The organism is Pseudonocardia wallangbongensis, assembly GCF_054486945.1.
The window spans coordinates 92,055-104,724 of the sequence record NZ_JBRERS010000016.1 but is presented as its reverse complement, the minus strand read 5'-3'; the positions used below and the strand labels follow the sequence as shown (position 1 = coordinate 104,724).

General features: G+C 73.3%; 13 protein-coding genes. 1 reads left to right on the top strand and 12 read right to left on the bottom strand.

Annotated elements, in window-relative coordinates; translation table 11 throughout:
• Positions 1-6 precede the first annotated feature (6 nt).
• From ACU436_RS37400 to ACU436_RS37375, 6 genes are all read right to left on the bottom strand, one after another.
• Complete coding sequence (locus ACU436_RS37400; protein ID WP_459031836.1) at positions 7-699, bottom strand: GntR family transcriptional regulator; 693 nt, start codon at positions 697-699, stop codon at positions 7-9.
• Entirely contained in the window at positions 692-1,108 is a 417-nt protein-coding gene (gene pcaC / locus ACU436_RS37395) for a 4-carboxymuconolactone decarboxylase (RefSeq protein ID WP_459031835.1), read from the bottom strand. The genes ACU436_RS37400 and pcaC overlap by 8 nt, the downstream gene beginning before the upstream one ends.
• Positions 1,105-1,497 (bottom strand): cupin domain-containing protein, encoded by a 393-nt coding sequence (locus tag ACU436_RS37390; RefSeq protein ID WP_459031834.1) that lies wholly within the window; start codon positions 1,495-1,497, stop codon positions 1,105-1,107. Before ACU436_RS37390 ends, pcaC begins: the two co-directional genes overlap by 4 nt.
• 7 nt (positions 1,498-1,504) lie before the next feature.
• Entirely contained in the window at positions 1,505-2,410 is a 906-nt protein-coding gene (locus ACU436_RS37385) for an NAD(P)-dependent oxidoreductase (RefSeq protein WP_459031833.1), read from the bottom strand.
• Positions 2,407-3,210, bottom strand: a complete 804-nt coding sequence (locus ACU436_RS37380; RefSeq protein ID WP_459031832.1) for an N-acyl homoserine lactonase family protein — start codon at positions 3,208-3,210, stop codon at positions 2,407-2,409. The genes ACU436_RS37385 and ACU436_RS37380 overlap by 4 nt, the downstream gene beginning before the upstream one ends.
• 104 nt (positions 3,211-3,314) lie before the next feature.
• On the bottom strand, positions 3,315-4,679 hold the full coding sequence (locus ACU436_RS37375; protein ID WP_459031831.1) for an MmgE/PrpD family protein: 1,365 nt from the start codon (positions 4,677-4,679) through the stop codon (positions 3,315-3,317).
• A 110-nt stretch (positions 4,680-4,789) separates the two neighbouring features.
• Between ACU436_RS37375 and ACU436_RS37370 the strand changes: the two genes are divergently transcribed.
• The gene (locus tag ACU436_RS37370; RefSeq protein WP_459031830.1) at positions 4,790-5,386 is read left to right on the top strand and encodes a hypothetical protein; all 597 of its coding nucleotides are present in this window, start codon (positions 4,790-4,792) and stop codon (positions 5,384-5,386) included.
• On the opposite strand, the gene ACU436_RS37365 is transcribed toward ACU436_RS37370, so the two are convergent.
• From ACU436_RS37365 to ACU436_RS37340, 6 genes are read right to left on the bottom strand one after another with little or no spacing between them, the layout of a single operon-like run.
• A complete protein-coding gene (locus ACU436_RS37365; RefSeq protein WP_459031829.1) occupies positions 5,352-7,436 on the bottom strand; it encodes an acetate--CoA ligase family protein in 2,085 nt (694 codons plus the stop codon). The genes ACU436_RS37370 and ACU436_RS37365 overlap by 35 nt on opposite strands.
• Positions 7,433-8,575 carry an acyl-CoA dehydrogenase family protein gene (locus ACU436_RS37360; protein WP_459031828.1) on the bottom strand — a complete coding sequence of 381 codons (1,143 nt, stop codon included), beginning with the start codon at positions 8,573-8,575 and terminating at the stop codon, positions 7,433-7,435. Before ACU436_RS37360 ends, ACU436_RS37365 begins: the two co-directional genes overlap by 4 nt.
• Positions 8,572-9,555: a D-2-hydroxyacid dehydrogenase family protein gene (locus tag ACU436_RS37355; protein WP_459031827.1), complete on the bottom strand. Its 984-nt coding sequence runs from the start codon at positions 9,553-9,555 to the stop codon at positions 8,572-8,574. Before ACU436_RS37355 ends, ACU436_RS37360 begins: the two co-directional genes overlap by 4 nt.
• Positions 9,552-10,544, bottom strand: coding sequence for a tripartite tricarboxylate transporter substrate binding protein (locus ACU436_RS37350; protein ID WP_459031826.1), 993 nt, complete (start codon positions 10,542-10,544; stop codon positions 9,552-9,554). Before ACU436_RS37350 ends, ACU436_RS37355 begins: the two co-directional genes overlap by 4 nt.
• 10 nt (positions 10,545-10,554) lie before the next feature.
• Complete coding sequence (locus ACU436_RS37345; protein WP_459031825.1) at positions 10,555-12,069, bottom strand: tripartite tricarboxylate transporter permease; 1,515 nt, start codon at positions 12,067-12,069, stop codon at positions 10,555-10,557.
• A complete protein-coding gene (locus ACU436_RS37340; protein WP_459031824.1) occupies positions 12,069-12,566 on the bottom strand; it encodes a tripartite tricarboxylate transporter TctB family protein in 498 nt (165 codons plus the stop codon). The genes ACU436_RS37345 and ACU436_RS37340 overlap by 1 nt, the downstream gene beginning before the upstream one ends.
• Between the last annotated feature and the right edge of the window lie 104 nt (positions 12,567-12,670).

Genomic DNA, 12,670 nt, shown 5'->3' with positions numbered 1-12,670 from the left:
TTCTGATCAGTCCTGGGTCACGGGGCTGCGCAGGCGGGCGAGTGCGGTGCGCGCGGCGTTCTCGATGTGGTGGGCGCAGGCGGCCGCCGCTGCGTCCGCGTCGCCCGCCTCCACGGCGTCGACCACGGCCCGCAGCTCCGCCGCCGCCTCCTGGGGCCGTCCCGGCTCGGACAGCGACGTGGCCCGCAGCAGCCGGACGCGGGCCTGCAGGCCGGCGACGGTCTGCTGGAGCGGGGCACTGCCGGAGCCGGTGAAGAGCACCTCGTAGAAGTGGTCCTTGGCCTGCAGCTGCTCCTGCGGTTCCGTGGAACGCGCGGTGCGCTCGATCTCGTCGACGGCGCCGCGCAGCGCAGCGACGTGCTCGGGCCGGGCGCGCTGCACGAACCGCCGCACGGCGAGGGCTTCGAGGGAAGCCCGCATCTCGTAGAGGTCGGCGGCGTCGTCCGGGGACAGTGCCGTGACGACCGCCCCGCGCTGCGGCACGACGGTGACCAGGCCCTCGACCGCGAGCTGGCGCAGCACCTCCCGCACGGTCGGGCGGGAGATGCCCAGCTGCTCCACCAGCTCGCGTTCGACGAGCCGCTGGCCGGGCTGGAGCCGGAAGCCCAGGATCGCGTCCCGCACCAGCGTGACGACCTGCTCGCGCAGGGGCGCGGCGACCCGGCCGACCTGGTCGGCCGACCAGGTCGGATCAGCCATCGCCCGACTCCGCGCCGTTACCGGCGCCGTTCGCGGCGGCGATCTCGCCGAGCACCCGCTCGGCCACCCGGAACGACTCCAGCGCGGCCGGCACCCCGCAGTAGACGGCGGCCTGCAGCAGCGCCTCCTGGATCTCCTGCTCGGTGGCCCCGTTCGTGATCGCCCCGCGGACGTGCACACCCAGCTCGTGGTTGCGCCCCAGCGCGGTGAGCATCACGAGGTTGAGCAGGCTGCGGGTGCGCCGGTCCAGGCCCGGCCGGCCCCAGACATCGCCCCAGCAGGCACGGGTGACGAACTCCTGCACCGGGCGGGAGAAGTCGCTCACCGCGGCGAGCGAACGCTCGACGTGCGCCTCGCCCAGCACCTCCTTGCGGACGGCGAGGCCTTCTTCATACCGCTCGTCCGTCACGCCGGCACTCCCCGGTACTCGTCCTCGGTCACCTCGTCGAGCCAGACCGTCGGCCCGAGCGACACGGCCAGGTGCGTCATGATCGTGCCGGCGGTGCCGCCGTGCCAGTGCCGCTCACCCGGAGGCACCCACACGACATCACCTGCCCGGATCTCCTGCGGCCGCTCACCGTGCGGGCACACCCACCCCCGACCGGCGGTGACCACGAGGATCTGGCCGTTCGTGTGGTGGTGCCAGTAGGTCCGCGCACCCGGCGTGAACGTCACCGAGTTGATCGTGTTGCCCTCCGTAGTGGGCAGCACCGGGTCACCCCACACCGTGCCCGTGAAGGTCTCGCTGCGGTTCTGGGTCGGGGTGGTGTCGGGGGCCCGCCCCCGGACGATCTGCACTGCTCGCTCATCCTCCCGTCGTGTCGTGCACGCGGACGCCGCCGGCCACATCGCCGATCGCGTCCACGACCCGGTTGCTGATCTGGTCGCCGTACCCCAGGTTCTCGGCCAGCCCGAAGCTTGCAAGAGGTCCGGCCGAGTTGAGGCTCGGCACACCGAGCCGGCCCACGAGATCGACGTAGAGCGCGACGTCCTTCGTCATCAGCCTGCCGGTCAACCCGCCCTCCAGGTAGTCACCCTGCACGATCCGCGGGAACCGGTTCTGGGTCGCGAAGTTGACCCCGCTGCTGGTGTTGACCACCTCCAACAGCTGCGCCAGGTCCAGACCCGCCTTACGACCCGCGACCATCACCTCCGCGGTAGCCGCCAGGCTGACCGCGTTGAGGAAGTTGTTGAGCAGCTTCGCCGTGTGCCCGGCACCGGAGGCGCCCATGTGGTGCACGTGCGCGGCGATCGGCGCGAACACCCAGCCGATCTCCGCCAACGCCTCCCCGTCGCCGCCCGCCATGATCGTGAGCGTGCCCTTCTCCGCCGCCGCGGCACCACCGGAGATCCCCGCGTCCAGGTAGCGGACACCGACAGCCTCCGCCTCGGCGTGCAGGGCAGTGGTCGACGCCGGCGAGGACGTCGACAGGTCCACGATGACGGCACCCGGCCCGGCACCGGCCAGCAACCCGTCCGGGCCCCGCACCACCGGCTCCACCACATAGCTGTCCGGCAACGACATCAACACCACAGCAGCCCCGCGGGCCACCTCGGCCGGGCTCGCCGCCGGCCGAGCCCCGCAGGCCGCTACCGCGTCGGCGCGCGGGTCGAACCCGACCACCTCGACCCCCGCGTCGACCAGCCGCCGGGCCATCCGCCCGCCCATGTTGCCCAGGCCGACGAACCCGACCGTCCGCTCACCCGTCATGCCGACTCCTTCCCGCTCAGGCGGACCACCAGCTCGCCGAGGTCCGCCGGCAACCCGCCCACGCGGTCGGGGAACCGGCGCCGCACCTGGGCGTCGTGGCCCGCGACGAGCGCGCTCCCCGGTTCCTCGCACATCTCCCGCAGCACGTCGAAGCCCCGGTACATGTCGGGGAGATCGGCCACGATGAAGAACGGGCGGTCGCGCTCCAGCTCCTCGTAGAAGTGCATGGCGTCGGCGGCCAGCACCGTGGAGCCGACGCGCGCCACCATCTGGCCCGGGGTGTGCCCGCCCACCACCACCAACTCGATGCCCGGCGCCAGGTCGAGCGCGCCGTCCACGAGCCGCAGCCGCCCCTGCGCCCCGGCCTCGCCGAGGTGGGCCAGCTCGGTGGTCTCGGTGGGCTGGGCGAGCTGGAACCGCCGGGCGTACGGGCCGGTCCAGAACTCGTACTCGCGCCGCGCGATGACGATTTCGGCGTTCGGGAAGCGGTGCAGGTTGCCGATGTGGTCGTAGTGTGCGTGGGTGACGACGATCTGGTCTACCGCGGCCGCGTCGACGCCCAGGCCCGCGAGCGCGACGACCGGGTCGACGAGCGTCTGCCGGCCGCGGCGCGCTCCGGGCTCCTCGCCGAACCCGCAGTCGACCAACACGGTGCGGCCACCGCCCCGCACGAGCCAGAAGTAGTAGTCCATCTCGAAGGACTCGTCCGGCTCGCCGTACATGTGGAAGTTGAGGTAGCTCTCGGCCTTGGTGGCGACCCGGGTGCCGTACCGCACGGCGAGCACTTCGTACGAGGTCATCGCGCTCCCTTCAGGCGAACCCGCCTGTCAGGCTGTCAGACAATCTCGACGCAGACAAGAGCCGCAGGTCACAAGATCGTGCGCCTGATCGTGACCCCCCGACGTCAGCGCACGCCGAGGGGCAGCGTCCGGACGTCCGGCACCGCCGGGAGATCCCCCAGGAGCCGGCCCAGCTCGGCCGCCCGGTCGGCGCCGAGCACCGGCTCGACGAGCGAGCGGAACTTCGTGTCGAGCTGCTCGGGTGTGACGGGGTTGGCCGGGTCGCCCCGCCGGTCGGGCACGCTGGCGGACCGCTCGGCGCCGTCCCGGCCGGCGACGGTGACGCGGGCGCCGCGGCGCGCCGGGAAGGCCGCGTCGAACTCCTCCCCCGGCCGTAGCGCCACCCGCTTCATGAGGTCGAGGACGCGGTCGTCGGCCAGGCCGTCGGTGAACGCCCCGGCGGCCACCTCGCCGTGGACGAGGGCGTGCGCGACGACGAACGGCATGGAGAACTTGGCCTCGAACGGTGTGGTCGGCGCGGGGTTGCCGGCCACGGCCAGCGCGGCGGAGTAGGACTCGGCCGCGACGGTGGTGACGTCCTCGGCACGCACGCCCGCCTCCCGCAACTCGAGCGCGGCGTCGATGGCGGCGAAGACGTGCCCGCAGCACGGGTAGGGCTTGACCGACGTGCGCTCGACGAGGAAGGCCGGCCCGAAGGGGGCACCCGCCGCCTCCCACGACGGCGAGTCGGACATGACCGCGCCCATCCCGATCTCGCCGTCGAGCGCCGAGGGGGTGCCGGTGAAGCCCGCGGAGGCCGCGAACGCGGCGACCGTGCCGGCCTGGGCGGCGTGCCCGCTGTGCAGCGGCTTTCCCATCGAGTCGCTGCGGAAGGTCTGCTGGAGGCCGGCGCCGGTGGTGGCGGCGAGGGCGAGGGCATGGGCGAACGGCACGGGCTCCAACCGCAGGATCTCCGCCGCCGCGGCCGCCGCGGCGATCGCCCCCGCGGTGCCGGTGTTGTGCCAGTACCGGTAGTGGGCGGCGCCCAGCGTGCTCGCCACGCGGTTGCCCACCTCGTACCCGACGGCGACGCCACGCACCAGGTCCGCCCCGCCGGCCCCGCGCCGTTCCGCGGCCGCGAGCGCCGCGGCGATCGTCGGCGCGCCGGGGTGGTAGAGGCCCGGCGCGTAGATGTCGTCGAGCTCGAGCGTGTGCGCGGCGGTGCCGTTGATCAGCGCGGCGGTCTCGGCGGACGCGGTGGCGCCGGTGCCGGGCAGCCGGCACGGGCCGGCGCCCGTGAGCAGCGCCCTGCGCAGCGCCTCGGCGGGCTCGGCGGCAGCGCCGGCCACGGTCACCGCGGTCCAGTCCACGATGGCCGCGCAGGCGGCGCGGACCGCGGGATCGGGTAGGGCCCGGGTGCGCGCGTCCACGGCCGCACGGGCCAGGACTTCGGTGGCGTTGTTGGGGGGCGCAGTGCTCGGGCTGGTCACCTCATCGACTCCTGCAGGCGGTCGGGGGCCGTCGCCGGCCACTGTTGGACCGCAGTGTATACAATAGAACACGATCGTGTTCGACTGTGTTACGAGGGGGATTCTTGTTGATGAGCGTGCGGCGGACGCACAGCCGAGCCGTCCTGCTCCCTGCCGTGGTGCTGACGCTCACGGCGTGCGCGCCGGACCCGGCGGAGACGGCCACGGCGCTCGGGGAAGGCGACTGGAGCACGCACGTCGAGCTCGAGGCCTTCCTGCCCTACGCCTGCCACTTCGCGTTGACCGACGGGACCGGGATCGGCGTACCGGCCGACGCGCCCTACCTGGACGCCCTGCCCCGGGACCTCGTGGCCAGCGGGTCGTCCGACGCGGTCGGCATCGCCACCGACCGCTCGGAGGGGACCCTCACCATCGACGTCGAGGGCGGGGCACCTGCCGACGAGGACCTGGCCCGGTACGACCACGTCGCGGAGGCCAGCCTGAGCACCGACGGCACGATCGCCGTTGCGACGATGCTGAACGACGAGGACGCCCAACTGCGGGTGCCGGCCGGCACCTACCGCGTCCGCGCCACGTTCGAGGGCATCCTGCCCGCGGCCCCGAACGGTCTCGACCGCGCGACCCGCTACCAGCTCACGCTGTGGCCGGAGGAGTCCCGACCGCCCACGGTGCTCAAGCAGGTTCCGGGCGGGGCGCCGGACTGCTGACCCCGCCGGAGTGGCGCCGCACGAGGGCGTCGACGGCGAGGACGCCCTGCCCCTCGGGCAGGACCATCACGGGGTTGGCCTCCGCCTCGACGACCTCCGGCATCCCGGCCACCCGGGAGAGCGCGACGACGGCGCGTGCGAGGGCCGCCAGGTCCCCGCGCGGCGCCCCCCGGTAACCCGCGAGCGCGCGCAGGGCCACCACCTCGTCGATCATCTCCCGCGCGGTGTCGATGTCGACCGGTGCGGTGCGCACCGAGCGGTCCCGGTAGAGCTCCGCGAGCACTCCCCCGGCAGCCAGGACGATGATCGGGCCCGCGTCGGGATCGCGCCGGTAGCCGACGAGCACCTCGGCGAGACCGGGCACCATCGGCTGCACCATGACGGTCCCGAGGTCGACCCCGGCGAGGGCGACGGCCGCGGCGACCTCCCCGACGGCCCGCCGGACCCCGACGGCGTCGCGCACGTCGAGGACCACGGCGCCGGCGTCGGACTTGTGCGGCAGCTTCGCCGACACCGCCTTCACCACGCTCGGGCCCGCGACGTCCGGGGGGTCGCCGTCGGGTGCGACGAGCGTGAACGGGGCGTGCGGCACGCCGACGAGGTCGAGGACGGCGTAGGAGGCCACCTCGTCGAGCACCTCCGGCACACCGGCCGGGGGCGCGGCGGGCGCGGTGGGGCGCGGGGTGCGCCGCGCGAACGCCGCGACGACCGCGTCCGCGCACGACTCCGGTGTCCGGAACGCCGAGACCCCCGCGGCCCGCAGCAGCCGCAACGCCTCGGGCGCCTCCGGCACGACGAACGCGGCGAGCGGGCTACCGGTCCCCGCGCGGTCGGCGATGGGCCGGACCGTGAGGTCGGGGTGGAATCGGGCGGAGGAGCCGGGCACCGCGACGACGGCGTCGAACTCGGGCGCGGCGCACATGACCTCGAGCGCCGCGGACATCACCTCGTAGCGCGTGCCGGCGAGGGTGAGGTCGACGAGCGTGCCGTGGGCGGCCGCGATGCCCCGCGCCGCGAGCGCCTTGCGCGTCTCCTCGCTCGGCCGCTGGGGCACGGCGCCGGCGACGGCGAGCCGGTCGACGGCCATCGCACCGCCGCCGCCGGTGGTGGTGACGACCCCGACCCGCGGGCGGCGCGTCGGGCGGGCCCGGGGCCGCACCGCGCGCGCGAGCTGCTGGCCCTCCAGGAGCGCCTCGAAGCAGTCGACGCGCCCGATGCCGAGGTCGGCGAGGAAGGCGGTGGCCACGGCGTCGTCGCCGGCCAGTGCGCCGGTGTGGGAGACCGACAGGTCGGCACCGGCGTCGGAACGTCCCAGCTTGTAGGCCAGCACCGGCTTGCCGCGCTCGGCGGCGGCGAGGGCGAACTCGCGCAGGTCGTCCCCTCCGGACAGGGACTCGAGGAAGAGGGCGTAGCCGTCGACGGCCGGGTCGTCGACGGTGGCCAGGCAGATCTCACCGAGGGTGAGGTCCACCTCGCTGCCGGTCGAGACGAGACCGGCGAAGCCGATCCCCATCTCCTTGCCGCGCGAGACGAGCGCGCCGATCACGCTGCCGGAGTGCGAGGCCACGAAGAGCCCGCCGACCGGCAGGTCCGGCTCGGCGAAGGCCGCGTTCGCGGTCAGGGTGAGGCGCTCGTGCAGGTCGACCACGCCGAGGCTGGACGGCCCCACCACCCGCACCGGGTACTCGGCGACGATCTCGGCCAGCGCCCGCGCCCGGGCCTGCGTGGCGGAGTCCGGGCCGACGAACCCGTCGGCCATGATCGTCACGACCGCGACGCCGAGCCGCGCGCACTCGCGGGTGATCTCCACGGCGGCGTCGGATCCGGCGAGGACGTAGGCGTGGTCGGGCACCTCGGGCAGCGCCTCGACCGACGGCCACGCCCGCTCACCCTGTACCTGCGCGCGGTGCGGGTTGACCGGGTAGACCGTGCCGGGCCACCCGGCGCGGCGCAGGAACTGCAACGGCCGCGCCCCGGTCTTGCCCACGTCGTCGGAGACGCCGACGAGCGCCACGCTGCGCGGCGACAGCAGGGACTGCCGCAGGCTCACGTGCGGGCCCCGCGCTGGGAGAACCGGCGGCCGAAGACGGACTCGGCGATCCGGTTCTTCAGGATCTCCGACGACCCGCCCGCGATCCGCCATCCACGGGTGCGGCGCAGGCAGTACTCCACGAGCGACTCCTGGCTGAAGCCGGTGCCGCCCATGACCTGCACGGCCATGTCGGCGGCCGCGAAGCCCGCCTGGTTGGCGGCGAGCTTCGCGACGGCCGTGTCGTAGCCCTTCGGCAGGCCGTTCTCGAGCTCGGTGGCGGCGCGCTCGAGGAGCAGCTGGGCGGCGTCCAGCTGCACGGCGGTCTCGGCGAACATCCACTGCAGGCCCTGGAACTCGCAGAGCGGGCGCCCGAACTGCTCCCGTTCGAGGGCGTGCCTGCGCGCGGCCTCGAAGGCGTAGCGGCCCACGGCCAGCGACCGCGCGGCGTTGCCGATGCGCTCCGCGTTGAAGCCCGCGATCTGCCGCTTGAACCCGCCCGGCCCGAGCAGCACGTTCCCGGCGGGGACGGCGCAGCCGTCGAAGTAGAGCTGGCACCACTCCTCGCCGTTCATGAACGCCGACGGCTTGCCCTGTGTGAACCCCGGGGTGTCCCGCTCGACGAGCACCGAGCCGATCCCGCCGACGCCGGGTCCGAACCGGACGTAGACGAGGAACACCGAGGCCTCCGCGGAGTGGGTCGAGAAGACCTTGGTGCCGTCGATGACGAAACCGTCGCCCTTCGGGGTGGCGCTGGTCCGCAGGTCCGTGAGCGCGGAGCCGGCCTCCGGCTCGGTCATCCCGAGCCCGATCACCTGCTCGCCGGCGAGCAGCGGGCGCAGGAACCGCTCGCGCTGCTCGGCCGTGGCGTACTCGGCGACCGTCCGGATCGCGCCGAAGTTGCCCGACTGCACGACGTCGGCGCTGCGCGGGCAGGCCGCCGCCACCGCCTGGATCGCGACGACGGCGTCGAGCAGGGTGCCGCCCTGGCCGCCCTTCTCCTCCGGGATCGTGATCCCGAGGAGGCCCGCCCCGGCGAGCATCCGCGCGACGTCCCACGGGTACTGCGGGGAGTGCGCCCGCGCCAGGGCACCCGGGGCGAGCCGGTCGCGGGCGAGGGCCTCGACGGTGCGCCGCAGGTCGTCCTGCTCCAGGGTCACGGCATCGCCGGCGGCTCGTTCAGCGTCCGCACCGGGGAACCGGCCAGCCAGGCGGAGATGTCCTCGACGACGTCGCCGTAGAAGAGGCGGTACTCCTCCGCGGTGACGAAGCCGATGTGCGGGGTCAGGACGGTGCGCGGGGCACCGACCAGCGCCGCGTCCGGGGGCACCGGCTCGACGTCGTACACGTCGACCGCGGCGCCCGCGATCGCCCCGTCCTGCAGCGCCGCGACCAGCGCGTCGGTGTCGACGATCCCGGCGCGGGACGTGTTGACCAGGTAGGCGCCGGGCTTCATGAGCGCGAGCTCGCGGGCGCCGACGAGCTCCCGGGTGCGCTCGCTCAGCACGAGGTGGATCGACACGATGTCGGCCTGGGCCAGGAGCTCGTCCTTCTCGACCCGGCGGGCGCCGTGAGCCGCCGCCCGCTCGTCGGTGAGGTTGGCGCTCCAGGCGACGACGTCCATCGCGAAGGCGCGGGCGATCCGGGCCATCTCGCCACCGATGCTGCCCAGGCCGAGCAGGCCGAGCGTCCTGCCCTCGAGGCTGACGCCCAGCGAGCTCTGCCAGCGGCCCGCGCGCAGCGACTCCTCCTGGCGGGGGATGTCCCGCGTGACCGCGAGGATCAGCCCCCAGGCCAGCTCGACGGTGGACCGCTTGTTGCCTCGGGTGCCGCAGACGAGCACCCCGCGCTCGGTGGCCGCGTCGAGGTCGATCACGGCGTTGCGCATGCCGGTGGTCACGAGCAGCCGCAGCCGGGGCAGCTTCTCGAGGACCGATCTCCCGATCCGGGTGCGCTCCCTCGTCGCGACCACGATGTCGGCGTCGGCCAGCGCGGCGACGAGCTCGTCCTCCGCGCCGATGTGCCGGTTGATCGTGACGACCTCGGCCGGCAGCGCCGACCAGTCGGCACAACCGGTGACGGCGTCGAGGTAGTCGTCGAGGACGACGATGCGGAGGTCGGTCGCTGATGGGTTGGTCACTGGTCGGACTTCGAGATCTCGTTCACCCGCGCTACCTCGGGCTCCTGTGCCTTCAACCACTCTGTGTACTCCTTGGGGCCCATGAAGTCCGACTGCAGGGAGATGTCGGCGAGGGTCTTCTGGTGCTCGTCGCTCGTGATGATCTTCTCGAAGGCGGCGGCGAGGCGCTCGACGCGCTCCGGTGGGACCCCGGCGGGCAGCGCGTAGCCGCGCATCCCCGCCTCCTCGATGTCGATGCCCTGTTCCTTGAAGGTGGGGATGTCCGGGAGGAGCGAGCTGCGCTTGTCGTCGGCGACGCCGACCGCGCGGCCACCGCCGGACTTGACGACCTCGAGCCCGTCACCGATGGACGCGAAGTAGACCTCGACGTGCTTGCCGAGGAACGCGGCCTTGGCGTCGGCCTGGCCGGAGTTGAAGTGCACGGGCGTGAAGTCGGTCCCGGTGGCCTGCTCGAGCTTGATCATCGAGAAGTGGCCGCCGCCGCTGAGGCCGGACGTGGCGCCCCGCAGCTCGCCGGGGTGCGAGCGCGCGTACTCGACGAGGTCCGCCGCGTTCCGGAACGGGCTGTCGGGCTGCACGATCGTGATGCGCGGGTCGTTGACGTGGTTGGCGAGCGGCTGGAAGTCGTCCAGCGTGTAGGTGGCGCCCTTCTCCTCGTCCAGGATGGTCGTGAGGATCGTCGGGTAGTTGAGGGTGCCGATCGTCAGGCCGTCGGGCGCGGAGCCGGCGAGCTCGGTGTACTCGAGCTGGCCCCCGGCGCCGTCCTTGTTCTCCACCTGGACCCGGACGTCGAGCTCCTTCTCCAGGGACGACGCGAGCGACCGGGCCATCACGTCCGTGGTGCCACCCGCGGCGTAGCCCACGAGCAGGGTGATGGTCTCCCCCGCCGGCCAGTCGTCCGGGGTGTCGCCGGAGCCGCCGCCACCCCGCTGGGCGCACGCGGTGAGGGCGAGCAGCGCTGCGACGGCGATGGCGAGGCGCTTCTTCACATTTCCTCCATCAGACTTCGACGTCCTCACGCGGACGGTTCGCGAGCGGGCCGGGCCTGCGCCGCAGTGCCTGGACCGCCGGCACGGCGATGATCGCGGCGGCGACCAGCAGCAGGGCGAGCGTGATCGGGCGGGTCAGGAAGATCGTCATCGCGCCCCGGGACATGTCGAGCGACTCCCGCATCGCGCTCTCCATGAACGGGCCGAGGATCAGCGTGAGCACGAGCGGGGCGAGCGGGATGTCGAGGCGGCGGAAGGCGAGGCCGACGATCCCGAAGGCGAACATCACGAGAACGTCGATCGTGCTGTTGTTGATGCTGTAGGACCCGACCACCAGGAACACGATGATGATCGCGGTCAGCAGCTCCTGCGGGATCTTGAGGATCATCGTCCAGACCCGGATCAGCGGCAGGTTGAGGACCAGGCAGACGACGTTGCCGACGAACAGGCTGGCGATCACCGTCCAGGCCACGTCCGCGTCGGTCTGGAAGAGGGTCGGCCCCGGGGTCAGGCCGTTCATGAGAAAGGCGCCCATGAGCACGGCGATCGTGGGCGAGCCCGGCACACCGAGCGTGAAGAGCGGGATGAGAGCGGCGTTGGCGTGGGCGTTGTTGGCCGACTCGGGGCTCGCGACGCCCTGGATCGCGCCGGTGCCCAGCGCCGCCTTGTTGCGGCCGAACTTGCGCTCGGCGCCGTAGGCGAGCAGGGAGCTGGCGGAACCGGTGGCACCCGGCACGAGCCCGAGCAGGAAGCCGATGAGGCTGCCCCGGCCGATCGCGCCCGCGCTGTCGCGCAGGTCCGCGCGGTCGGGCAACAGCCTGCCGACCGTGACCTGCTCGACCGCCCGGCGCTTCTCGAGGAGCGTCGCGAGGATCTCGCCGAGCCCGAACAGGCCCACGAGCACGGCGACGAACTCGATGCCGTCGAAGAAGTGGGCGATGCCGAGCGTGAACCGCGGCGCACCCTCGACCGGGTCGAGCCCGACCATGGCGAGCAGGAGCCCGATGGCGGCCGAGATCAGGGCCTTGGTCATCGACCTCCCGGCGAGGCCCACGAGCAGGGACATGCCCAGCACCATCAGGCCGAAGAACTCGGGCGGGCCGACCTGCAGGCCCAGCGTCGCGAGCGGCGCGGCGGCCACGGCGAGGCCGATCGTGGCGAGCGTGCCGCCGACGAAAGAGCCGATCGCGGCGATGCCGAGCGCGATGCCGGCGCGCCCCTTCTTCGTCATCTCGTAGCCGTCGAGGACGGTGATCGCCGAGGACGCCTCGCCGGGCGTGTTGATCAGGACGGAGGTGATCGTGCCGCCGTACTGGGAGCCGTAGAAGATCGCCGCCAGCATGATGATCGCCCCGGCCGGGTCGAGGTCCATCGTGAGCGGGATGAGGATCGCGGTACCCGCGACGGGGCCGACGCCGGGCAGCACGCCGATGAGCGTGCCGAGCAGGCAGCCGGCGACCACCAGCAGCAGGTTCTGGACGGTGAGGACGGCGGCGAAGCCGGCGAGGAGCTGCGAGAAGTCCACTAGAGACCCATCTCGGCCAGGAACGGCACCCCGGCGGTGGGCAGGTAGACCTGAAGGACGTTGGCGAAGAGCGCGTAGACGCCGAACCCGGCCACCAGCGCCACCACGATCGACTCGACGAGGTGCCGCTTGCCGACCACGAGCAGGAGGAAGAGCACGAGCGCCGTCATCGCGAGCTGGTAGCCGACGACGTCGAGCAGGAGGGTCGTCACGAGCAGCGCGCCGAGGACGAGAGCGACGGCGCGCGGACCGCCGGGCGCCACCGGCTCGGACGCGTGGACGTTCCGCCCCCGCGCGACCTGCCCGGCCCAGACGCCACCGAGCAGCATCAGCAGGGCGCCGAGCCACAGCGGGAAGAACCCGGGCCCCGGTCCGCGGGTCCAGTAGCCGAGGCCGAGCGCCCCGACGAAGGCGGCGAGCCCGAGGGCGAACACGGCGGCCGCGGCGGCCAGGTCGGGCGCCCGGGACGACCGCGCCTCCTGCATGCCCGTGTCCATGGGCCTGCCTCCTGCTCGTCGATGAGCCGCTTCCTGCATCGTGGACAACTGTAGCCAGTTGTGTACAACGGGATTCCGATGCTTTCACGGGACCCGGGCGGGGT